9 protein-coding genes are annotated in these 25,141 nt (G+C 76.4%); 8 read left to right on the forward strand and 1 reads right to left on the reverse strand.

What is annotated here, in order from left to right; all coding sequences use genetic code 11:
* Window positions 1-133 precede the first annotated feature (133 nt).
* The 8 genes from ACZ6PY_RS15905 (at window position 134) to ACZ6PY_RS15940 (ending at window position 23,981) form a co-directional block, all read left to right on the forward strand.
* The gene (locus tag ACZ6PY_RS15905; RefSeq protein WP_466072784.1) at window positions 134-4,498 is read left to right on the forward strand and encodes a peptidoglycan-binding protein; all 4,365 of its coding nucleotides are present in this window, start codon (window positions 134-136) and stop codon (window positions 4,496-4,498) included.
* Window positions 4,499-4,526: 28 nt separating this feature from the next.
* Window positions 4,527-8,144 carry a DUF6603 domain-containing protein gene (locus ACZ6PY_RS15910; protein ID WP_466072786.1) on the forward strand — a complete coding sequence of 1,206 codons (3,618 nt, stop codon included), beginning with the start codon at window positions 4,527-4,529 and terminating at the stop codon, window positions 8,142-8,144.
* A gap of 1 nt (window position 8,145) precedes the next feature.
* Window positions 8,146-12,951, forward strand: a complete 4,806-nt coding sequence (locus tag ACZ6PY_RS15915) for a hypothetical protein (protein WP_466072788.1) — start codon at window positions 8,146-8,148, stop codon at window positions 12,949-12,951.
* The gene (locus ACZ6PY_RS15920; protein ID WP_466072790.1) at window positions 12,948-17,462 is read left to right on the forward strand and encodes a hypothetical protein; all 4,515 of its coding nucleotides are present in this window, start codon (window positions 12,948-12,950) and stop codon (window positions 17,460-17,462) included. The genes ACZ6PY_RS15915 and ACZ6PY_RS15920 overlap by 4 nt, the downstream gene beginning before the upstream one ends.
* Window positions 17,459-19,300, forward strand: coding sequence for a hypothetical protein (locus tag ACZ6PY_RS15925; protein WP_466072792.1), 1,842 nt, complete (start codon window positions 17,459-17,461; stop codon window positions 19,298-19,300). The genes ACZ6PY_RS15920 and ACZ6PY_RS15925 overlap by 4 nt, the downstream gene beginning before the upstream one ends.
* Before the next feature lie 41 nt (window positions 19,301-19,341).
* Window positions 19,342-21,141 (forward strand): hypothetical protein, encoded by a 1,800-nt coding sequence (locus tag ACZ6PY_RS15930; RefSeq protein ID WP_466072794.1) that lies wholly within the window; start codon window positions 19,342-19,344, stop codon window positions 21,139-21,141.
* A complete protein-coding gene (locus ACZ6PY_RS15935; protein WP_466072796.1) occupies window positions 21,138-22,766 on the forward strand; it encodes a hypothetical protein in 1,629 nt (542 codons plus the stop codon). The genes ACZ6PY_RS15930 and ACZ6PY_RS15935 overlap by 4 nt, the downstream gene beginning before the upstream one ends.
* Before the next feature lie 357 nt (window positions 22,767-23,123).
* On the forward strand, window positions 23,124-23,981 hold the full coding sequence (locus tag ACZ6PY_RS15940) for a peptidoglycan-binding domain-containing protein (RefSeq protein WP_466072798.1): 858 nt from the start codon (window positions 23,124-23,126) through the stop codon (window positions 23,979-23,981).
* 15 nt (window positions 23,982-23,996) lie between these two features.
* On the opposite strand, the gene ACZ6PY_RS15945 is transcribed toward ACZ6PY_RS15940, so the two are convergent.
* The gene (locus ACZ6PY_RS15945) at window positions 23,997-25,088 is read right to left on the reverse strand and encodes a glycoside hydrolase family 18 protein (RefSeq protein ID WP_466072800.1); all 1,092 of its coding nucleotides are present in this window, start codon (window positions 25,086-25,088) and stop codon (window positions 23,997-23,999) included.
* Window positions 25,089-25,141 lie beyond the last annotated feature (53 nt).

Below are 25,141 nucleotides of genomic sequence, written 5' to 3' on the forward strand. Positions count from 1 at the left end.
CCCCCGTCGTCGGCCCGACGGTTGTCACCCGGCAAGGTCGAACCTTCGCGCTGTTGCGAGGGTGTTCGCGCGGTTACGCAGTGACTTCAATCAAGGCCGAACGAAACACCGGCCGCGGGTGAAGGGACACCGCATGACCGCTCCGACCGGCCTGCCCCTCGTGCTCTGCGGCCCGATCGTGCGCCGCGCCGACCCGACCGGCGTCACCGTCTTCGTCGCCCTGCGCGCCGAGTGCACGGTGACGCTGACCGTCTTCGCGCTCGGCGCCGCCCCCGGCTACGCCCGCGGCGCCACCGTCGGCACGGGGAGCCGGGCCACCGTCAAGCTCGCCGACCGGCTCCACGTGGCCGCGGTGACCGTCACCGGGGTGACCCTCGCCCCGGGCACCCTCTACGGCTACGACCTCGCGTTCGCCGGCGGGGCGAGCGCGGGCAGCCTGTTCGACCCCGACGTGGTGGCCGCCACCGCCGCGGCCGCCCGCACCGCGCTCACCTACCAGGGCCACCCGCAGGCGCCGGCCGCGGTGCCGGCCGTGCCCACCTTCGTCACCCCGCCGACCGACCCCAACCAGCTGCGCATCTTCCACGGCTCGTGCCGCAAGCCGCACGGCGAGGGCCAGGACGCCTTCCCCGCCCTCGACCCGATCATCGCGGCGGCGGGCGGGGACCCGGCGCGCCGCCCGCACCAGCTCGTCCTCGGCGGCGACCAGATCTACGCCGACGACGTGGCGGATCCGCTGCTCGGCATCATCCACGGCCACGACGCGCTGCCGGCCGTCGGCAGCGAGCCGGCGGTCCCCGCGTACCAGGGGGTGGCGGCGCGGCTGGGGCTCGCCCCGGAGGCGATGCCGGTCGGCACCAGCTCGCCGCCGACCGACCTGACGTACCTGCCGGGAAAGCGGGCCACCGCCGTGGCCCGGGACGCGAAGTTCACCTCCGGGTACGCCGACAGTCATCTGATGTCGCTGCGCGAGTACCTGTGCATGTACCTGCTGGCCTGGTCGGACGTGCTCTGGCCGGCGAGCTGGCCGACCTTCGAGCACGTGCTGCCCGCGGACACCCGGATCCTCAAGGACCCGCAGGACCGCCGCCCCGGCGAGACGGTCTACGACCTGATGCGCGCCGGCCGGCCGTACTCGCCGAGCGCCCAGCAGAAGGAGATCATCGAGCGCTGGGAACGGTGGCAGCGGCAGGCCCTCGCGCTCACCGGTTTCCGGGCCGGCCTGGCCGCGGTGCGCCGGCAGCTCGCCAACGTGACGACGTACATGGTCGCCGACGACCACGAGGTCACCGACGACTGGAACATGACCCGGTCCTGGGTGGACGACGCGGTGGTCACCTCGCCGCTGGGCCGGCGGATCGTGCGCAACGCGATGGCCGCCTTCGTGGTCTTCCAGGCCTGGGGCAACACCCCGGACCGGTTCGCCGAGAGCGGCGCCGCCGGTGAGCCCGGCCGGGCCGCGCTCACCGCCCTGCGCGGCTGGTCCGCCGCGCCCAACGATGCCGACGACCTGGCCCTGCGTACCCGGTTGGGGTTGCCCACCGGGGTCACCCCGGAGGGGAAGCTCGTGCGCCCGGCCGGCGCGCTGACCTACCACTACACGGTGACCTGGCCGCGCTACCAGCTGATCGCGCTGGACACCCGGACCTGGCGGCAGTATCCGGGCGGTCCCGGCCACCCCGGCGGCCTGCTGCTGGACGACGACCCGCTGGACGAGATGCTCACCGGCGGCGGGGTGCTCGGCGACGACGGGGTCAGCGTGGTCGCGCAGCCGGTGGCGCTGTTCGGTGTGCCGATCCTGGAACAGTTCGCCCAGCCGCTGGCCAAGGCGGCGGCAGGGCGGTGGACCGCCGACGCCGAGGACGCCTGGGTGGCCAGCGACGCCGCCGTGCACAAGGTGCTGGCCCGGCTCTTCGCCGCCGCGCCGCCCGGCCCGGACGGGGTACGCCGCCGGCGGCTCGTGCTGCTCGGCGGGGACATCCACTTCGGCTCGGCCGAGCGGATCCGCTACTCGGCGACGCTCCCCTACGGCTGCGGGCCCGACCGGGCCAAGCCGTACGAGGGGGTCAACCGCACCGAGGGCGTGCTCGCCGGCTTCGTGGCCAGCGCGTTCCGCAACGAGGACACGGCGACGCGGGCGCTGCACGACGTCGGCTACGTGCCGCTGCTCGACGTGACCGGCCGGATCGACCTGGTCGGCTGGGCCAACGAGCGGCCCGACAAGGAGGGCCAGCGGATGCAGGCCGGCGTGCAGGTGACCGTCGGGGCCGACGCCACCACCGGCTGGTGGGTGTCCGGCCGGCCCTCGGTCAGCGACTACGACGCCCTGAAGATCCTCGGCCGGCCGCCCGAGTGGAACGTGTACGTGCAGTTCCTCCGGCACGACGAGGCCGACCCGGAGGTCCGCCGGGACGGCACCCCGGAGGCCGTGGTCGACCCGGCCGGGTTGCCCCGCGACCAGGCGCTCGCCCAGTACCTGGCGGCGGCCCGCAACCTGGACCACTACAAGGGCTCCTGGGGCAACGGCAAGGAGATCGTCGGCCGCAACAACCTCGGTGAGATCACCTTCGACTGGCCGGCCGGCGAGTGCAAGACGGCCACCCAGCGGCTCTGGTGGCACCTGCCCGGGGAGAACCGGGCCGCCGCGCTCACCACGTACACCGTCGACCTGTCGTTCGGCTGCTCGCTGACCACGCCGGCGCCGTACGGCGGGTTCGTGCTGCGCGCCGGCGACCAGGACGCCGCCGGCACGGCGCTCGCCCGCTACGACGGGGTGGAGCGGCCCGGGAAACTGGTCACCGAGCGCTGGGTGAGCCGCCTCCAGCAGGACCTCGCCACACTGGGTTTCCGCACGCCCGGCGCGACCGACGGCAGCTACGGCCTCGTCACCTACTGGGCGGTGCGGGAGTTCCAGGCGTACGCCCGGGGGGAGCGCGCGGCCGTCGAGCCGGCCGGCGCGACCGCGCCCCGGTGGTCGGACCGGCTGCAACCGGTCGACGTGCCGGAGTCCGAGCGCTACCTCGGGCCGATCAGCGGGGTGGCCGACCTGGCCACCCAGGTCGCCGTCAAGCACTGGCTGGACAAGCGCTGGCGCTGCCCCGTGGTGGTGGAGTCCTGGCAGGTCACCGGGGACACCCCACAGCGGCTGGCCCAGCCGAACGTCTGGCTCTTCGACGAGGTCACGGCCACCGACCAGCGGCTCTACTCGCGCGTGGTGACGGGCCGGCCCGCCGGCGCGGGCAACCCGCCGCCCGGGCACCCGGAGCTGATCCGGCTCGGTGCGTACCGGGGCCACGCCACCGACGCCGAGTGGAGCGGGCCGGTGCTCGACCCGGAGTCGGAGCTGCTGCCGGAGGCGCTGCTGCCCCGGCCGCAGGACGACGGCACCGGGCCCACCTTGACGGCGCTGGCCGCCGCGATCGCGGGCGGCGGTGACCCCGGCGCCCGCGCCGCCCGTCAGCTCTCCACCTTCAAGGTGCTCCGCGCGGTCGCCGAGAACCGGGTGCCCGACGCGGCCGGCGGCTGGTTCGACGCCGTCGCGGCCGACGACCCGGCGGTGCTCCGGTTCGGCCCGTTCGGCTGGCGGGCGGACGGGCCGCGGACCGTGCCCACCACGCTGCCCCCGGCGCTGGACATCGGCGCGGAGCCCGGTGAGATGTGGGCGTACCTGGCCTGGCTGCGGGCCACCGACCGGGACGCGTACGACGCGCTCGGCGGGCTCGGCGGGATCAACGCCGTGCCCGGCTGGGGCAAGGACGGGGGCGGGCTGCTCCACCCGGAGCTGCGGGTGCTGCGGGCCCGCCCGGCGGAGACCGACTCGACCGGCGCGGCCCGCGAATCGGTAGGCACCACGCTGGAGCTGCTCGGGCTCCGTTCCTGGCACTGGCTGCACCGGTACGCGCTGGCCCTGCGCGGCCACGACGGGGTGCGCCGGGGTATGTGGACGGTCGCCAGGCAGCGGTTGCACGACCTGCTCGTCACCGACTGGGACTCGCCGGACCCGGCGGCCGCGCCGACGGTGCCCGGGGTGACCGGCGCCGACGGGCAGCCCCGCCGGGCCCGGATCGGCGACCTGTTCACCTCCGAACGGTCGGTCGCCCTGCTCGCCTGCTGGCAGCAGTACCGGGCGCACCAGCTCGTGGCGGTCGGACCCCCGGCGTCGGTGGGCGAGAAGCCGGAGTTCCGCACCCGGCCCCGGGCGGCCAGCGAGCTGCACACCGTGCTGACCCGGGCCAAGGCGCTGCAGAACTTCGACGGTCCGCCCACCGGGTGGACCGACGCCCACGAGAACGCGCTCATCGGCGCGATCCGGCAGGTGGTGAGCGCCGACGCTCCGGTGGCCACCGCGCTCGCCTCGCTGGTCGGCTGGCCCACCTGGCCGGCCGGGCACCGCTACACGCTGCCCGTGACGGCGCTGCCGGCGGGCGAGCGGACCCTCTCGGCAGCCCGCGGCTCGCTGCGGCTGGACCTGAGCGACCTGCCGCGGGTCACGGCATGACCGGCGGTACGCAAGGACGGGAGCTGCGATGACCGAGCCGAAGAACGTGCTCGCCCTGCTGTGGGACGAGATCAAGCTGTTCGCCGAGCCGGTGCTGGCCGCGTACGACCCGTGGCGGCGGGCGCGGCTGATGCGCGCGCTCGGCTGGGACCTGGAGGCGGTCAGCGGCTTCGACGCCGCCCGCTTCGAGGAGTGGGCGGGCACCGTCGGGGACGCCCTGGAGGCGCTCGCGGCGGTGCGCGACGACGCGAAGCTCGACAGCATCGCCGGCCTCACCAAGCTGGGCGAGGCCGTCGGCGGGGTGGTCGGCAAGATCGGCGACCTGCCGACCGTGAAGAACGGCCTGCCGGACGTGCCCGGGCTCGCCGAGGAGCTGGCCGACGACCTGGTCGACCTGCTGGTGCTGACCTACCTGCTGCGCCGGGCGCCCTGGGTGGTGCCGCTGCTCGACCTGCTCGGCCTGGTCGACCCGGCCGCCGCCAACCCGCCCAGCGCGCCGATGCCGCCGGGCGACTCGCCGGTCCGGCTGCCGAAGCGCCGTGACGAGCTGCACCTGGACCGGGTGGTCGACCTGGTCCGCGACCCCGGCGCGTACTTCAGGGACCGGTACGCGCCGCAGGGCCTGGACACCCCCGAGGGGGTGGCCGAGTTCTCCGCCCGACTGCTGCCGCGGCTGGCCCGGGCGCTGCGGGCCCTCGGCCTCGACGCCGACCAGGGCGTCCGGCCCGACCTCGGCCCCGACCAGGGCGAAGTCGGCCGACGGCTGGCGGACAGCCTGCTGCGGCTGCGGTTCAGCGGCCTGCGCACCCCCGACGGCACGCCGCCGCCCGGCGCCGGGCTGGCGCCCTGGACCCCCACCTTCGGCCTCGGCGCCACCCTCGGCCTGGCCAGTTGGGACGGCCGCTTCACGGTGATCCTCGCCCCGACCGGCGAGGCCCGCCTGGACGGCGCCATCGGCAAGTGGACGGTCGCCACCGAACTGAGCGGCGCCGGACCGGCCCTGGCCATCAACAGCGCGGGCGTGACCTTCAGCGGCGACGCCGCGGTGGTGAAGTGGGCCGCCGAGGTCGCCCGGATCGCCCCGGCCGGGCAGCCCGGCTGGATCCTCGGCTCGCCCGGCGGCACCCACCTCGCCGTCGAGCAACTCGTCATCGACGGCCGGGCCACCCTGGGCGCCGGCCGCGACGACGTCGAACTGAGCCTCCGCGCCGGCCGGGCCGAACTGGTCGTCCGGGCCGGCGACGGCGACGGCCTGCTGACCAAGCTGCTCCCCGCCGACGGGCTGCGGGTCGGCCTCGACCTCGGCCTCGCCTGGTCGATGCGCGGCGGGCTGCACCTGTCCGGCGCGGCCGCGCTCGCCGCCGAGTACCCGGTGCACCTGTCCTGGCACGGACTGGGCATCGAGGGGCTGCGGATCGCGCTGGAGGCGTCCACCGCCACCCGCGCGCTGAGCCTGACCCTGACCACCACGGTCCGGGCCACGCTCGGCCCGCTGCACGCCGTCGTGCAGAACATCGGTGTCGCGGCCGACCTGACCTTCCCGCCGGCGCTGCCCGCCGAGTCCGGTGACCGGGCCACCGGCGGCAACCTGGGCGCCGCGAACCTGCGCCCCCGGTTCAAGGGCCCGGACGGCGTCGGGCTGCGGATGGACAACGGCATCGTCTCCGGCGGCGGCTACCTCTTCGTCGACGAGGCCCGCGGCATGTACGCCGGGGTGCTCCAGCTCGGCATGACCTCCACCACGCCGCTGGCCCCCATGAAGGGCTTCCGGCTCCAGGCCACCGCCATCCTCAACACCCGCAACCCGGACGGCAGCCGGCTCACCGAGGCCGACGGCGGGCACACCTTCTCGCTGCTGCTGGCCGGCACGTACGAGTGGTTCCCCGGGCTGATGCTGTTCTGGGGCATCTCCATCACCGGCCTCGGCCTGGTGGTCGGCTGGAACCGGCGGACCAACCCGGAGGAGGTGCGCAACGCGGCCCGCGCGGGCACCCTGGACGCCCTGCTCTTCCCGGCGGACCCGGTCGGCAACGCGCCCGCGGTCATCGCCACGCTGAGCCGGATCTTCCCGGTCGACACCACCGGCACCGTGCTCGGCGCGATGGTCCGGCTCAACTTCCTCGGCGGCCAGGTCGTCGCCGACCTCGCGGTGCTTGTCGAGTTCCCCGACCCGGTGCGCATCCTGCTGCTCGGCAAGCTGGTCATCGACTTCAAGGACGCGGGGAAGTTCCGGCTCGACTCGGCCGGCATCGTCGACTTCGCCAAGCGGGAGATCAGCGTCGACGCCGCGCTGATCGACTCGAAGCTGTTCGGCCGGCCGGTCTCCGGGGAGATGGCGCTGCGCGCCCGGTGGGGCGCGGGCAGCACCTTCGCGGTCTCCATCGGCGGCTTCCACCCCCGCTACGACCCGCCGCCCGGCTTCCCGCCGGTCAAACGGTTCACCATCGCCCTGCAGAAGTCCGGCAAGGGGTTGAACCTCAGCGCGTACCTCGCGGTGACCAGCAACACCGCCCAGTTCGGGGCCGAGCTGAAGCTGCACTTCGAGGGCGGCGGCTTCGTCATCGACGGCCGCGCCTGGCTCGACGTGATGTTCCAGTTCAAGCCGTTCTGGTTCACCGCCGAGATCGGCGCCACGGTGTCACTGAAGTTCAAGGACAAGGAACTTCTGGCGGTCAACCTGCTGGTCGGGATCAGCGGTCCCGGCCCGTGGAAGGCGTGGGGCGAGGCGCGCATCAAGTTCCTGTTCTGGGAGGTGTCGGCGAAGTTCACCTGGACCGACGGGGACACCGCCGCGGCCGACGAGCCCAGCTGGGTCGACGCCGGCGAGGCGCTGCGCGCGGCGCTGTCCACCCCGGAGGCGTGGGAGGTCCGCCCCGCCATCACCGCTGGGGAGCCGGTCACCCTGCGCGACCTGGCCGGCTGGAGCGGCCCGGTGCTGCTGCAACCGGGCGCCCTGCTGTCGGTGCGGGAGAACGTGCTGCCGCTGGACACCGAGCTGTCCCGGATGGGCACCTCGCGGATCAGCGGCCCGAACCGGTTCACCCTGACCGGGGTGAGCGTCGGCGCCGGCGACGACAAGCTGGCCGGCGCGCTGGGCGAGCCGGTCGAGGACGACTTCGCCCCCGGCCAGTTCCGTGACCTGTCGCCGGAGGAGCAGCTCACCACTCCCGGGTTCGTCCGCCTGGCGGCCGGTCGCACGGTGGCGCTGCCCGACGGCACCGCGCTGCCGGACGCCGCGCTCACCGCGTTCGCCCCGCTGAGCGACGACTCGGCGTACGACCGGATCGTCATCGACGACCCGGACGCCGCCGGCCGGCCGCTGCCCGCGACGCGCCGCCTCGCGGCGACCGGCGGCGGCGACCTGCTGGCCCGGTTCGCGGCCACCGCGCCGGCCGCGTTCGCCGGCAGCCGCCGTGCCGGGCCGGCCCGGTTCACCGGCCCGGCCCTCGGCCTGGCCGACGCCGGCCCCGGCGACGCCGGGTTCACCGTGCCCGCGCCGCGCCGCGCCGCCGCCCGCGGGCCGGTCCCGGCGCCGCGCGCCGCGGCCGGGGCCACCGAACCGTCCCGCCGTGCCGGCACGCTGCGCCGGCCCCGGGTCCGGGTGCCGCGCCCCCGGATCGTCCCCGCCGAACTGGAGGTCCGCTGACATGGGTGGCCTGCGTTTCCTGCCCTGGGTACGCGACGGCGTCGCCCGCGTGGTCGCCGACACCGACCCGCTCGCCGGGGCCCTGCCACGGGCCCGCGCCGCGGTCGACCTGACCGTCACCGCGCTGGGCACCGAGACCGCGACCGGGGCGACCCGCGAGATCACCGGCACCTCGACCGCGCTGCTGCACGGCCCCGGCGACGTGGTCGGCGTCGACCCCGACGAGGTCATCCGCAGCTTCCCGGCCCCGGGAGCGGAGAACGTCGAGGTGTCGATGTTCGCGGCCGTCGAGTTCGACCGCCCCGACCTGCCCTGGCTCTACACCCCGGCCCGGCCCGACGCCAACGGCGGCCTGCGCCCCTGGCTGGTGCTGGTCGTGGTGCCGGTGGACGGCGGCGGTGAGCTGCGCACCGAGGCCGGCCAGGCGCTGCCCCGGCTGGCCACCACCGTCCGCCAGCTGCCGGCGCTGGCCGAGTCGTGGGCCTGGGCGCACGCCCAGGTGCTGGTCACCACCGAGGACGAGGACGTCGCCGCGGTGATCGCCAACGCGCCGGAGCGGACCCTGTCCCGGCTGGTCTGCCCCCGCCGGCTCGCCGCCGGCGCCGAGTACCTGGCCGCCGTGGTCCCGGCGTTCGAGGCGGGCGTGCGGGCCGGACTCGGCGAACCGGTGGCGGACAGCGGTCCCCTCGCCCCGGCCTGGGGACCCGGATCGGCGCACCCCGGCCCGGACGACGCCGTGCTGCTGCCCGTCTACCACCACTGGACCTTCCGCACCGGGCCGGACGGCGACTTCGAGTCCCTCGCGCGCCGGCTGCGGGCCCGGCCGCTGCCGGCGGACGTCGGCCGGCAGCCGGTGGACATCGCCGCGCCCGGCGGCGGCCTGCCGGCCCAGGCGCAGGAGGGCGTCGAGGGCCGCTCGGTGCTCGGCTTCGAGGGCGCGCTGGCCTCTCCCGCAATGACCCCGACCACCTGGGCGGACGACGTCCGCGCCGCCTGGCAGGGCGCCCTGACCGGGCTGCTGCGGCACTCCGCCGACCGGCTCACCCCGCCGCTCTACGGCGACCTGCACAGCCAGGAAACCCAGCTTCCCCCGACCGGGGCGGAACCGCGCTGGCTGGCCGGCCTGAACCTGGACCCGCGGCACCGCGCCGCCGCCGCGCTCGGCACCCAGGTCGTGCAGCGGCACCAGGAGGACCTGGCGGCGGCGGCCTGGCAGCGGGCCGCCGAGATCCGCGAGGTCAACGAGCAGCTGCGCCGCGGCCAGGCCGCCCGCGACACCGCCGAGGCCCTGTACGCCCGCCGGGTCGACCCGGACGCGCCCGGCGCCACGGTCGGCGACGACCGGCTGGTCGCCCTCACCCGGCCGGTGCACGACCTGGTCGAGGTGTCGCAACCGGGGCTGGCGGCCGACGCCGCCGAGCCGCTGGACCGCCGCCTCGCCGGCAACCCGGGCGCGGCGGCGGCCACCTCCGCGTCGGTGCGCCGGCTGCTGCGTCCGCGCGGCCCGCTCGCCCGGCGGGTCGACACCGACGGGGCGGCGGCGCTGACCCGGCTGGCCGGCGGCGCCAGCGCGGTCCCCGCCGCCCGGGTGCCGGCCGGCGGCGCCGTGCTGGACACGCTGGTCAGCGACGGGCGCGGGGTCGGTGACCTGACCCGGGCGGTGATCGAGGCGGCCGCCGCGAACCCGTGGTGGCACACGGGCGGAACCGGCGTGCGCGCCCTCGCCGCACCGGCCACCGCGCTGGCCGCCGACGACCCGGTCACGCGGGTGGTCACCAACGGCGGTGACCTGCTCACCGGGGACCGGTTCTTCGTCGGCGCGGCCGACGGCCGGCTGTTCGAGCGGCGCCGGCTCGGCCCGGACCGCTGGGTGTGGCGGGACCACGGCACCCCGCCCGGCACCGCGGTCGCCACCTCCGGCGCCGTCCTGGCACCCGGCCGGGTGTACGTGCGGACCCACGACAGCCGGCTGTTCGAGCGGCGCTGGGACGGGGACCGGTGGGTGTGGGCGGACTGCGGCGGCCCGGCCGGCGGCGTGCACAGCCGCCCGGCGGCCGGCGGCGGCCTGATCTACGTGCTCGGCGGCGACACCGCGCTGTGGCGGTTCGACCCGACCGCCCGCTCCTGGACCTCGCTGGGCACCCCGGTCGGCGGCAACGAGCGGCTCTGGGGCACGCCCCGGCCGTCCTTCGTCGGCGTGCTGGTCGCCACCAGCAGCAACCGCCTGTTCGGGTACGGGACGCAGTGGCGACTGATCCCCGGCCCACCGATCTGGGGCTCCCCGGCCGCCGAGCACGTCCACCCCGACAACCGGCGGGCCATCGAGTACGTCACCCCGGCCGGCCAGCTGGTGTCGCTGTACGGCGGCGACGCCACCCAGCAGCACGATCCCGTACCGGAGGGCCGGCGGGTGATCTCGCTGGCCCAGGACGCGCCTCCGTTCGGCAACGAGGAGGAACCGGGCATCGCCACGCTCACGGTCAGCGCCACCAACCCGGCGGACGTGCGCCTCATGACCCGCTACCTCTGGTACCACGACGGGCAGGAACGGTTCCTCTGGGGCTGGCGTACCGAGACCACCCAGGTGCCGGCCGGCGGCTTCGGCGCGCACCGGCCCGGGCCGCTGGTCGGCGACTCACGCGACGGCGAGCTGTTCGCGGTGACCGGGGACGGCCGGCTCACCTCCTGGCGCTGGGGCTACCCGCGGCCGACCGTCTGGGTCGACCACGGCACGCCGGCGGACCCCCGGGGAAGCGGACCGGCCGACGCGCCCGCGCCGGCGCACGTACGGTTCGCCCCGAAGGTGGGGCTGCTCTCCTCGCTCGTCTTCACCCACACCGTCACCCAGGGCGCCGGCAGCCGGCCGCGTACCCAGGTCGCGCACAGCCTCGCCGAGGACGGCGCGGCGCGCGAGCCGGCGCTGACCGCCGCGGTGGACGGGCCGGCCGTCCCGGCGGTCGCCCGGGCCACGGCCACCACGCTGGGCGCCGTGCTGCCCACCGCCCGGCCCACCCTGGTCACCGCCGCCCTGCTGCCCGGCACGACGACCGGCACCGCCCGGATCGCCTACTGGATCGGCCGTGAGGCGGACGCGAACGGGGCGGCGGCCGGCGGCTGGACCGGCCCCTTCGAGCTGCCCGACCCGGTCAGCGCGGAGACCGCCGGGCTCGACGTGGCCCTGGCTGACCTGGACGGCGACGGCCGGCCCGAGCTGATCGTGGCCTACGCAACGAACCGCGCCGGCCGCACCGACAACCAGGTGTTCTACCGGATCGGCTGGCGGCTGGACGACACCGGCGCGGTCGCCGACGGCTGGACCGACTCGCTGCCCACCCCGATGCAGCTCGGCTCCGTCACCGCGGTCGGCGTCGACGTGGTGGACCTGACCGGTGACCAGACGCCGGACCTGCTCGTCTTCGCCACCGGTACGGTGGGCGGCGCACCGGTCGCCCGCTACCTCACCGGGAAGGGTCTCAACCGGCGGGGCCGGATCGTCGGCGGGTGGACCGTGGCGCGGCCGGTGCCCGACGAGGCGGCCTTCGCGGCCGCGGACGGGGCCGGCGTGGCGGTCGCCGACATCACGGGCACCCGCCGCCCGGACCTCGTGGTGGCCCGGCGTACGGGAGCCACCGTCACCTGGCGGGCCGCCTTCGACCTCGACCCGGACGGTGTCCCGGTGAGCTGGACCGCCGCCCGCACGGCGACCGGCGCCGCCGACGCGGGCGCCCGGGGCTGTGCGGTCACCATCGCCGACCTGCGCGCCGACCTGGTCGCCGACCGGGCGAAGATGGGCGACGACTTCATGGCGGCCGCCGCCAACCACCAGGGCCGGCTCGCCCCGGCCCAGGCGCTGGCCCGCGACCACCACCCGGCCCCGGTGGCGCTGGACGACGCCGCCGCGGCCGTCCGCGAGACGGTCCGCCCGGAGACCGCCGTGGCCGGCGAGGTGCTGGCCGGGCTCACGCTCGGCGACGGCGACCTCGTCGACGCCCTGCCGGACAGCGGCGACCCGCTGCGCCGGCTGCTCGCCGGGGTCACCTTCGACGTGCCCGCCTACGAGCTGCTGCGCGGGTTGTCGCAGGAGCACGTGGTCCCGAATCTGCCGGCCGTCGCGCCGGAGACGATGACCGCGCTCGCCGCCAACCCGCGCTTCATCGAGGCGTTCCTGGTCGGGCTCAATCACGAGATGAGCCGGGAGATGCTGTGGCGGGAGTTCCCCGCCGACCCGCGGCAGACCTGGTTCCGGCAGTTCTGGGACGTGCGCGGCGCGGTGTCGGCGGGCGCACCGCTGACCGACATCCCGCCGCTGACCGACCCGGCCTGGCGCAACGGGCCGCTGGGCAGCCACCTCACCGCGGTCGGCGCGCCCGGCGAGCAGTCGCTGGTGCTGGTCATCCGCGGCGAACTGCTGCGCCGCTACCCGTCCACCGTGGTCACCATGCGGGCGGCCACCTGGACCGGCCCCGAGGAGCGCACCCCGACCGGGCGGGACGTGCTGCCCATCTTCAACGCGTGGCTCTCCCCCGACCTGCTGCTGTTCGGCTTTCCGTACACCGCCGAGGTGGCCCGTGGGGCGAACCGCCAGGCCGAGGGGGCGGCCGGCCACTTCTTCGTGCTCCGCGAGCAGCCCGCCGCGCCCCGCTTCGGGGTGGACCTCACCGGCGACCCGCCGCCGCCGGACGCGGTGGTGTTCGCCGCCCGGCAGGGCCGCAACGCCGCCGACACCGCCCGCGCGGTGCTGCAACGCCCCGTCCTCCTGGCCCGCCACGCCAGTGACCTGCTACCGACGCCGGAGAGCCAGTCATGAGCACCTCGACGTACGCCGCCGACCGGCCGCCGCTGTCCGGCGCGCTGACCGCGACCCCGTGGACGCTGACCGCCGCCGCACCGGCCGTCCTGCTGCCGGTCCGCCTGGAGACCCGGTTCGCCGGTGCCACCCTGAAGATCCGTGTCTACCCGGACCAGATCCACGTGGACGACCACGAGCCCGGGCTGACCGCCGAGGAGATCGCGGCCGGCCGGGCGTACTGGGGGGACGGGCTGCCGGACGGGCCGGTCGGGACCCCGGACGCGGCGGCCTGGACGGACCTGGTCCGCCGCTTCGGCGCGCCGCGGGCCGGCTGGATCGCCCGGGTCCTCGAACCGGTCGGCGGGGTCTTCCCCGACCCGCTGACCCGCACCGGCCCCTGGCGCGAGCCGGCGCGGGCCCGGCTGCTGCCCACCCAGTGGTACGCGGTCGGCCGCACCGCCGGCGGCCGACTGTTCAGCGGCACCTCCGATCCGGTGACCCGGGACCTGGCGGTCGGCCCCAGCCCGGTGCCCGACGCCGCGGCCGGGACCATCGACCCGGCCGACGAGGCGCTGCCGATCGACGCCGGGATGCGCTGGACGGTCGACTTCGCCGCCGCCAGGGCCGCCGGCATGGCGTTCACCGTGACCGTGCCGCTCGACGCCAAGGGCGAGCCGGAGCGGGTCGAGCGGCTGGTGGTGTTCGGCCTCGACGCCGCCACCGGCCCGGCCGGGTCGGCCCGCGCGCTGGCCCGGCTGCTGGAGGCGCACGCCGCCACCGACGGGCTGGCCTTCCTCGCGCCGGACAGCCCGACCAACAACACCGGCACGGACGCGCCGGCCGCCACGCCGGCCGCCGGGGCCGTGTCCACCGCGGACACCGCCGCCGGGGCCGCCGCGCCCGAGGCGGCCGCCGCGCTGGCCGCCGCCGCGCTGGGCGTTCCGCTGGCCGCCGCGCCGGACGACGCCCTCGCGGCCGCCCGCCGGTCCCCGGCCCGGGCCGGCGCGCCCACCGGACTGGCCCGCGGCGACGGCGCCACCGCCGTCGACCGGCCCACCGGGCGGCTGGTCCGCCGGTCGCTCTGGCCGGCCAGCTTCGGGGGCCTGCTGCGCCATCTGCTGCCGGTGGCCACTCCGGCGGAGCGGGCCGCGGTCCGCACGCACTTCGTGGAGCACGTGCACGCCGAGGGTCCGCTGCCGACGCTGCGGATCGGCCGGCAGCCGTACGGGCTGCTGCCGGTGGCCAGCCTGCGGGACTGGCAGCCGGCCGGGCCGGGCGAGTCGAAGGCGGTCGCCCTGCTCACCAACCTGTGGCGCAAGGTCTGGCTCGCCTCCCCGGTGCCGCGCGTCGTGCCCGGCCTGGCCGACCCGGAGGCCACCCTGCTGGAGATCCTCGGCACCGACGCCAGGGTGCTCGAGGTACGGGCCCGCAGCATGCTCGGCAACGAGTACGTGAGCTGGCTGTGGCGCTTCGCCCGGCTGGGCCTCGGCCCGGACTGGCGGGAGCAGGTGGTCGAACCGGCCCGGGACCTGCTCGCGGCACTCGGGCTGGGCGGCCCCACCGACCCGCGGCTGTCCCTGGCCGTCTTCGCGAAACAGGCGTACGCGCTGGGCACCCCGCTGCTGGACGGGCCCGGCGCGCCCCGGGCCGGGCGGGTGCGGGCGTACCTGGACGCGTTGGCCGCGGTCGGGCTGCGCGGCGACGAGGTGCCGGCCGCACCCGGTGACGGGCCGGTGCCGCTGTTCCACCGGCTGCTGCGGGCCGCCCTGATCGCCGAGCACTCGGCCGCCGCGGACGCGTTCGCCGCCGAGGCGAACCTGCCCGGTGCGGCGGAGCTGCCCGAGCCGGAACTGGTCGACATCCGCCCACGCGAGCGCACCCCCGTGCTGCGCCGGCGGCTCGCCGTGCCGGTTCCCGGCACCGACCAGACCGTCGGCGCCTACCTGGCCGGCACCTCCGCGGACCCCCGGCAGGTGCGGGCGACCGCCGACCTCCGGGACTTCCGCACCGCGCTGACCGGGCTGCGCGACGCCCTCGACGCCGGCCTGCCCGCCGCGGACCTGCACCGGCACGTGGCCGGCACGCTCGGGCTGGCCAGCCACCGCCTGGACGCCTGGATCACCTCGCTGGCCACCCGCCGGCTCGCCCAGCTGACCGCCGGCCCGGCGCCCGGCGTGCACGTCGGCGGCTATGGCTGGGTCGTCGACCTGGCTCCGGCCGGCAAGCCGACCATGGTGGACCGGCCGGCGGACATTCCCGAGTCGGTGGCCCCGCCGACCCTGCCGCTCGCTCCCGCCGGGGCCGGTCACGTGCACGCGCCCTCCCCCGCGCAGGCGGTGACCGCCGCGGTGCTGCGCAGCGCGTCGCGCAGCCACGGCGGCGACCGGGCCCTGGCGGTGGAACTCTCCTCCCGCCGGGTCCGCCTCGCCGAACAGCTCCTCGACGGCGTGCGCGCCGGGCAGAGCCTCGGCGCGCTGCTCGGCTACCGCTTCGAGCGCGGCCTGCACGACCACCCCGCGGGCCCGTGGGACCAGCTGCTGCCGGCGCTGCGCCGGCTCGCCCCGGTCCGCGCGCACCGGGTGGACCCCGCCGACGACGGCCGCACCCGGGTCGCGGTCACCGTCGAGTCGACGGTCACCGTGGACGGCCTGGAGCTGCACCGGCTGCACACCACCGGCGGGCTCGACGGCTGGCTTGCGGCCCGGCCGGCCGGCGAACGCGCCGCCGTCCGGGACGTGCTCGCCGATCTGGCCGACGCGGTCGACGCGGTCTCCGACACGCTGCTCGCCGAGAGCGTGCACCAGCTCGCCCTGGGCGACACGAACCGGGCCGCCGCGGCCGTGGACGCCGCCTCCGGCGCGGCCACCAACCCGCCCGAGCTGCACGTCACCCGCACACCGGCGACCGGGACGGCGCTGACCCACCGGGTGCTGCTGCTGGTCAACGTGGACACCCGCTTCGACCGGCTCCGTCAGGACTGGCCGGCCGCCCGCGGCCACCACCCGCGGCTCGCCGGGGCCGCCCTGGACGCCCTCGCCAGCGTGCTGCTGCCGCCCTCGTTCCGGGTGTTCTGGCGCTACCGGTGGCACGCCCCGGACGGGGTCACCGCCACCGTCTGGCGGCCGGCCAGCCTGGACCGGATGCAGGTCCCGGCCGTGGATCTGCTGGCCGCGCCACCGCACCCCGGCCGGCCCGACGACGCCGAGCTGGACCGGCGGATCGCCCTGGACGCCTGGGGCCCGCTGCGCCCGGCCGACGTCGGCGACGACTGGACCCTCGAACTGGACTACGACCGGGACCCCGGCTGGCCGCTGGAGCGGGTCAGCCTCGCCGAGTTCCTGCACGCGGTCACCGTGCTGCGCGACCTGTTCGGCCGGTCCCGCCCGGCGACCGCCGCCGACCTCGGCGTCGACCCGTCGGTCCCGCCCCAGATGGACGCCACGACCAGGGCGCAGGCCGACGAGACCTGGCAGGCGGCCCGGCAGACCGCCGCCGGACTGGCCGCGCTGCCGGCGCCCGACACGGCCGGCTGGGACGAGCCGACCGCCCGGACCCTGCTCACCGTGGCCGCGGGCCTCGGCGTCGTCGGCGCGGTGCCACCGCCCGTCCGGCCGGGCGTCGCGGGCGCGGTCGCGGACACGGCGGTCACCGCCCGGTTCGAGCTGGACCGCCGGCTCGCCGCGCACTGCCGGGTCGTCGCCGACCTGCACGACCGAGTACCCTGCCCGCCCGGCGGCTGCACCTGCGACCCGGCCACCGACTTCGACCGGCCGGACGCTCCGCCGGCCCGCCGCCGGGAGGCCCAGATCGCCCGGCTGCGCGCCCTGCTCGGCCCCGACCTGCCGGTGCTGCCCAAGGCGCTCGCGCCGCAGCCGGCCCAGCTGGTCACGGCCCTGGCCGCCAGCGACGCGCTCCAGGGCGGTTCACCCCATCCGGTACGCCGCTGGCTGTCCCGCTACGGCCGGGTCCGCCCCGCCGTCGGCCGGCTCCAGGAGGTGCTCACCAGCGCCGACGCGCTCGATGCCGGGGGCGTGGTGAAGGTACCGGCCACGGTCACGGTGGCCCAACTGCCGTACGCCCCGGGCGACCGCTGGGTCGGCGAGGCGGCACCGCGGGCCGGCACCGAGCCGCTGTCGCTCGTGGTGGTCGCCCCCGGCGGGATCGACCCGACCCGCCCGGTGCAGGGCGTCGTGGTCGACGAGTGGACCGAGGTGGTGCCGGCCGAGAAGGTGCAGACCGGGCTCACGTTCGAGTACGACGCGCCCGGCGCGGCCGCCCCGCAGGCGGTGCTGCTCGGCCTGGCCCCGCAGGGCGCCACGGGCTGGCAGCCGGCGGGCCTCGTCCAGGTGCTCGACGAGGCCCTGGACCTGGCCCTGGCCCGGGCCGTCGACCTCGACTCGCTCGGCGCGGCGGGACAGTTCCTGCCCGCCCTCTACCTCCCCACCAACGTGGGCGAGACGACGACCACCACCGACTTCGTGCCGGACGCGACGCTGACCCCGCAGGGCGGACTGGAGGCCAACCGATGACGACCGTCGAGGAGCCGCGCACGGTCACCGAGGGTCCCTCGGTGACCACCTGGACCCGGCTGGAGCCGCGGACCCGGCGGGCCGACCTGGCGCCGGCCGTGGACGCCCGGATCGCCGACCCGCTCTGGCTGCTCGCCCGGCAGTGGCAGCTCGGCGAGTTCACCGGCGAGGACGCCGGCTCCCCGGTCAGCGCCCGGGTGCACGCCGAGGTCGCCCGGTTCACCCGCTACCGGCCCGGCCCGTACGCCGGCGCGGTGGGGTTGCCCGCCGGGGTGCCGTGGGAGGCGCTGGTGGAGCGGGAGCCCGCGGCGACGGCCGGGGACCTGCGCCACGCCGTGGAGAGCGGCCAGCACCTGCTGCGGCTGCTGGCCGCCGCCGGGGCCGGCGAGCTGGCCGGCCGGGTGTGCGCCGCGTACCCGGTGCCGGCCGCCCCGCCCGACGGCGCCTCGGCGGCCGACCCGGAGACCGTCGGCTACCTGCGCATCGCCGCCGGCCGGGTGCCGCACGGGGACCTCGCCCTGCGGGCCTGCGCCGAGGGGCGGTTCGCCCGCGAGGTCGCGGTGCCGGCGGCGCTCGCCACCGCCGTGGACCGGGCCGTCGCCGACTGGTACGCCTGGCTGGGCGTCCCCGCGCGGCCGGCCGGTCCTCGCCCTGGCTACCTGCTGCAACTGCCCGCCGTGCTGGCGCCCGGCGGCACCCGGCCGGCCGTGCCGCCGTGGCCGCCGGCCGACTTCACGCCGCTGTACAGCACCCCCGGGCTGGAGGGGCCGGCGTGGCTGCGGGAGCGGCTGGAGCACGAGGCGGCCGTCGCCGCGCACGACGGGCGGGCCGAACTGGTCCTCACCGCCCACGAGTACGACGGTAACCGGCTGGACTGGTACCACTTCGACCACGAGCCGGGCACCACGCTGGAGGCCCGGCCGGCCGTCCAGGACGTCGTGAAGGTGCTGCTGCCCACCCCGGTCGCGTACGCCGGCATGCCGTCCACCCGGTTCTGGGAGCTGGAGGACGCCCGGGTCAACCTGGCCGGCGTCGGCGCCGGCGCGGGCGACCTGGCCCGCATGTTCGTGCTGGAGTACGGCCTGGTCTACGCCAACGACCACTTCCTGCTCCCGCTGGAACTGCCGGTCGGCTCGGCCACCCGGGTGCGCTCGCTGCTGGTCACCGACACCTTCGGCACCCAGACGCTGGTGCCGGCCGCCCCCGAGGGCGTCGCGCTGTTCCGCCCGGCCGGGGCCACCGGCGGCGGGGCGGCCGACGTGCTGGTCCTGCCGGCCACCGCGGCCGCCACCCTGGACTCGGCGCCCGTGGAGGAGGTCCGGCTCGGCCGGGACGAGACGGCCAACCTGGCCTGGGCCGTCGAGCAGACGGTCACCGGGGCCACCGGCCGGCCGATCGACCGCGCCGCCCAGGTGGGGCGGGCCGCCGTGCCGCCGCGCCCGCCGGCCGATCCCGACGCGGACGTGCCCACGCTGTCGTACGCCTTCGCCACCACCGTGCCGGAGAACTGGGTGCCGCTGCTACCCGGCCCCACGCAGGACCGCCCCGACGTGGTCCGGCTGCGCCGGGTGCCCCTGCAACAGCCGAACCGGGACGGCGCGCCGGTCGCGGTGACCGGCTACAGCCGGTTGCTCGACTGGCGCGAGCGGGACGGCCGCCTCGTCGAGCTGGCCTTCCCCGAGGAGGAGGTGCCCCGCGTCGGCAGCCGGCTGCTGCGCCGGTGGCAGCTGGCCCGGTGGGCCGACGGGTCCGTGCACCTCTGGCTCGGCCGTACCCGGCACAGCGGCGCGGGCGAGGTCTCCAGCGGCCTGCGCTACGACACCGTCCAACCGCGCTGACCATCCCGCCCGCGACCGACACAGACAGCGGAGAACTGCTCATGACGATCATCTGGAAGAAGGACCTGCCGCTGCCGATGGCGCGGCCCCGGTACTACGACTACGAATACCTGCGCGCCGACGACCTCACCCAGGCGCTGGACTACCTGCTGGCCCGCCAGAACCTGGCCGCCCGGCTGCTGCGCCCGATGGGTGTGGTCAGCGGCCTCGACCTCACCGCCACCGGCAGCGACGTGACGGTCGGCCAGGGTGTGGCGATCGACGGCGACGGCAACGTGATCGTGCTGCCGGACAACCGGCGCACCGCGCTCCCCGGCGACGGCACCTTCTTCGTCTGGATCGAGTACCACGAGTTCCTGACCGACCGGCGCGACGAGGGCGGCGTGGCCGCGGAGACCCGGTGGACCGAGGAGGGGCTGGTCAAGGTCAGCGCGACCGCACCCACCGACACGGCGCACGCGGTGCTGCTCGGAAAGGTGACCCGCACCGGCGGCACGGTCACCGTGCTGGGCACCGGCCGGCAGGTCGCCGGGCTGCGGGTACCGGTCGGCGCGATCGTGCCGGCCGTGGGCGGCGGGTCGCAGGCCGGCATCACGTTCCCCACCGACCCCGGCGGCGGCGCCGGCGACGAGGCGTACGTCCGCTACTGGCCGTACAGCGGGGAGAACACGATCCTGCGGATCGCCAACAACAACGACCCCGACGACCTGATCGCGTTCACCCAGTACGGCGCCGACCGGCTGCGCATCGGCGGCGGCATGCTCCACCTCGGCAGCATGGAGGGCGTCAACGTCGGCGCCGGGCAGGTGGTCAGCGCGCTCGGGTTCTGGGGCCCGGGCGTGCAGCACGCCCAGTTCTCGTTCCGCGCCGGCAAGGGCTTCGAGCTGGTCGACCGCAGCGCCGACGGCCCGAACCTGGCCTACACCGAGGGCAGCAAGCCGTACGCGGACCTGGCGGTCAAGGAGCTGAAGGCGGCCACCCTGCGCGGGCGCAGCGGGCTGTCGGTGGTCGCCGAGGGCGCGCTCGGCCTGCGGGCCACCGGCGGGGTCAGCGTGGTCAAGGACGGCAGCGGCACCGGTGACCTGAGCGTCGGCGGCGTGCTCACGGTGGCCGGAAACCTCAACATGCCGAACTGGACCTGGATCAACGGCGGCACCCGGCTGCACATCGGCGGCCCGGAACGGCTGTATCTGCTCAACGCCGCCGGCGTGCACATCGGCTTCGGCGGCGTCGGCGGCGCCGACAGCGGCTGCCTCTTCGTCGAGAACCGCAGCTCCTTCGGCGGCGACATGCGGGTCACCGGCAAGATGGTGGTCGGTCCGGCCACGCCGCCCCTGGCCTCCTGGAGCGGCGGCGGCATCAGCACCTACGACCTGTTCGCCTCCGGCGCCATCTACCTCGGCAACAGCGAGGCCAGCGGCTACACCATCAGCCTCAACGCCGGCACCGGCATCATCAAGGGCAAGTCGAAGCAGTTCGCCATCGACCATCCGCTGGACGCGCCGGACGCCGCGCAGCGCCGGCAGCTCATCCACGCCGCACTGGAGGGGCCGGAGAACGGCGTCTACTACCGGGGGGAGGGCCGCCTGGAGAACGGCACGGCCACGGTGGAGCTGCCCGCGTACTTCGAGGCGCTGACCCGGGCGGAGGGACGGACCGTGCAGCTCACCCCGGTCTTCGAGGACGACGAGCCGGTCTCGGCACTGGCCGCCGGCCGGGTCCGGGACGGGGCGTTCCGGGTCCGTACGGTTGACGGCTTCCCCGCCTCGCACGCCTTCTGCTGGCAGGTCACCGCGATCCGCGCCGACCTGGAGCCGCTCGCCGTGGAGGTGCCGGCATGATGCCGACCGGCTGGTGCCCGGGCACCCGCACCGTGAGCGCGATGGTCGGCACCTACCCGGGGACGAGTTGCGTGCGGATCTTCTTCGGGCCGGGCGACGGGCTGCCCGCGGCGGCGTGGACCGACCAGCGGCAGCGGCTGGCCCAGGCGCCCGCCGACGCCGACGTGATCGTGTCGCACAAGGACCCGGAGGTGGACGCCGCCGCGTTCGTCGCCGCCTGGCAGGCCACCGGCCGGACCGGCCGGCTGATCCTGGTGCCGCACCACGAGCCGGAGCAGCAGACCGGCGGCGACCCGGCCCCGGCCGCGTTCCGCACCTCGTGGACCCGGACCCGCAAGCAGGTGGGCGATCATCCCGCCCGGCTCGACGGCCGGTTGCGGCTCGCGGTCTGCTGGACCCTGCAATGGGTACGCCGGGTCGACGCCGCCGGGCGCCGGGTCAACGACTGGCGCACCTGGTGGCCCGAGCAGGAGGCCGACGCCGTGGACTGGGTCCTCGCCGACTGGTACCCGTACGACCCGACGGCCCGCAACCCGTTCCGCCCGGCCACCTACGAGGAACCCGCCTCCGCCCTGGCGATCATGCTGGAACTGTCCCAGGCCACCGGAAAGCCGTGGGGCATCGCCGAGATCGACCATCCGCGGATCACCACGGCGGGCGGCTACCCGGCCGACCTGGACGCCGACGGCAGCCGCTGCGCCGCCTGGTACCGGCGGATGCACGCCTGGGCGAAGGCGAACGGCTGCCAGGTCTGGTCGCACTACCACCGGGACGAGGGCGACCTCACCGAACGGAAGATCGAGCAGCAGGCCCTGCGCGAGCTGATCGCCGCCGAGGCGGCCGCGCCCCGCCGCCTCGCCCCGGCCCTGGAGACGCTGCGCGCCGAGCTGACCCGGCGCTGGCCGGGCGCCACCCGGACCGTGGTCGACTCGGCCCACCACGCCGACCACCGGTCCAACGCCCGGGGCGCGGTCGACGCGCTCGACGTGGACGTCACCGGCGTGGACACCGCGGCGCTGTTGGCCGCGTTCCAGCGCCACCCGTCGGCGGCGCACTGGATCCACGCGGGCACCACGGCCCGCGCCGACGACGGCTGGACCCGGCGGCCGTACGCCGGGGCCGACCCCGGCAAGGACCGCCTCCACCTGGGCATCCGGTCCACCGAGGCGGCCGAGCGGGACCAGCGCCCGTGGGGGCTGGTCGAGGAGACCGGATCCGACGCCACCCGCTTCCTGGCGATGATCAAGGACCCGGCGGTGGCGCTCCAGCTGCGCGCGCTGCCCTGGCAGTACGTCGGCGGTGGCATCCCGAAGGGCATGTCCACGCTCGGCGTGCTCAACGAAATAGTGCAGACCGTCCGGATCATCGGCGAGACCGTGGCCCGGCAGTCCGCCGAGCCGGCCCCGGTCCGGGCGGCCCTGGCCCGGCTGCCCGAGCCGCGCCCGGCGGACGACGCGCCCGCCGGTCTTCGGCCTGCCCCGGGCGAGGTCGACGCGCTCGCCGACGCGGTGGCGGGCCGGGTGCTCGCCGCGCTGCCGGCGCACGCCTCCGGGGTCTCCGGCGAGGAGCTGACCGCCGCGCTCCGGGCCGCGCTGGCCGATCTGGTGGCTCCTCCGATCGGGTGAGCGGGCGGCCCGGGCGGCGGAGCGCCGGGCTCCGCCAGTCCCCGGGCCGGCGAGCCGGTCGGCGGAGCACCCGCACGATCGGCGGGACGCGGCAGCCGCCCGGGTCGGCGTGGCGCTGATAGCCGACTCAGGTGTTGCCCCAGGTGACCTGGGGTTTCGACAGTGGACGCAGACCCCGCCGGCGAGTTCGCGCCGCCGCGCGACCCCGGCCCGAGCAGGAAGCGGAGGCACCGCCGATGGACACCTCGACCATCGACCCCGACTACCAGGTGACCGTCTTCGAGGAGGACGACGACCCGGAGGCCCTGATCGGCGACGAGATCGAGTACGACCTCGCCGCGGAAGAGGAGCAGTGACGTGAGCGCTCACCTGGCACCCGTGCTGCGGGTGCTGCGCGACGAGATCAACACCCGGTGGCCGCACCGGGACCACAGCTCGGACGGCTGGATCGGCGACGCCGCGCACCAGGCGCGCCGCTCGGACCACAACCCGGACGGCGACGACGCCTCGGTCAACGCCCTCGACGTGGACGTCGACGGCATCGACCCGCTGCTGGTGGTGCGGCACGCCATCACCCACCCGTCCTGCCAGTACGTGATCTGGAACCGGACGATCTGGAGCCGGACCCGCGGGTTCACCGCCGCCCGCTACACCGGCAGCAACCCGCACCAGAAGCACCTGCACGTCAGCGTCAGCCACCAGCGTTCCCTGGAGGACAGCCACCGCGCCTGGGGCATCGCCACCGCGGCGACGACCCGCCTGGGTGACCGGGTGCTGAAGAACGGGTGCCGGGGCAGCGACGTCCGCGAGTTGCAGACCATGGCCAACCGCCTGAACGCCCGGCTCACCCTCGACGGCGTCTTCGGTCCGCGCACCGCCGCCTGGGTGCGCGCGTTCCAGCAGGCCCGGAAGCTGACCGTGGACGGGCTCGTCGGCCCGGCCACCCTGGCCGCCCTGCGGCTGGCCACCGCCCCACCCCGGCCGCAGCCGGGACGGGCGCCCGGGTGCCGCACGCTGAAGCGGGGCACCGCCGGCGAGGACGTGGCGTTCGTCAAGCGGTTCATCGGCACCCGCCGGTGCGGCCCGGCCGGGGTCGACTTCGACGCGCTTACCGAGGAGGGGGTCCGCTGGTACCAGCGGATGCGGGGACTCGACGACGACGGCGTCGTCGGCCGGCTCACCTGGGGGCAGATGGGCGTGCGGATCACGTACTGACCGGGCGGGGTCCGGTCAGCTCTGCCGCAGCGCCGGCATCGGCACCGGCACGGCGAGCGCGGTCGCCCCGGCGCCCGCGCCGCCCTCGCAGGTGTTCGGCGGGACGGTGCCGATGCCTCGGGTGGCGGGCCGTTCCGCCGCCCAGAACATGAAACCGAGCATGCCGGCCGTGCTCCCCGCGCCGTGCGGGGCGACGCTCTGCACGTACGGGGCGGCGGCCTTCTGCACCGAGTTGGCGTAGTTGACGCACTCGGGCAGCGGCTTGCCGCCGTAGGCCAGGTAGACCGCGCCGGTGAACTTGGCCGGTGCGAGCGGGGGCACCGGGGGGCTGTACTGCGACTTGCCGTCGACGTGCTCCTGCCAGTCCGCCTGCGCGGTGCCGGCCGAGGCGGGCCGGGCGGTGACCATGGCGTTGGCGTAGTCGAGCACCGGGACGTCGGTGCGCAGCCAGTCGGTGGTGGCCCTGCGGTTGAGGTCGATCAGCCAGCGGTCGCCGGCGGCCACGTCGATGGTGAGCCGGGCCGGCGGGCGGGCGCCGGTGGCGTCGTAGGGGTGGACCGCCCGGTAGGCGTCGATGAAGGACTGGAGGCCGGCCAGGTCGGGGCCGGTGTTCTGCTCGTAGTCGATCTCGATGCCGACGCCGAGCCGGGTGGCCACCGCGGCGGCCCGCTGCCCGAGCAGGGTGGGGTTCTCAGCGAGCGCCGCGTCCCAGTCGTCGGTGTAGGTGATGCCACCGATCGAGAGCATCACGCGGATGCCGCGGGCCGTGAAGTACTGCACGATCTCGCTGGTCATGCCGCGCGGCACACCGTCCAGGGTGGTGGCGTCGGTGGTCTGGCGCAGCAGGTCGAGCGGGTTGACGAAGCTCAGCACCACCAGGTTGACCGAGGGACGGCCGTCGCCGCGGTCGATGAGCCAGTGGTTCTGGCTGTCGAACTGGGCGACCGTGCGGGCGGTGCCCCAGGTGCAGAAGTCGTTGCCGCAGTGCCAGGCGCCGTAGACCTGGACCGGGGTGGCCGCCAGCGGCGCGGGCCGCGGCGCGGCCACGGCCGGGCCCGTGGTGGTGAGGACGAGCAGGAGCGCGGCCAGGAGTACCGAGCGTCGCATGGGGACCTCCCCGACTGATCAGTACGCCTTGTTTACAGTAGGCCGACGACCTG

It is taken from the genome of Micromonospora sp. NPDC048907, assembly GCF_055586885.1.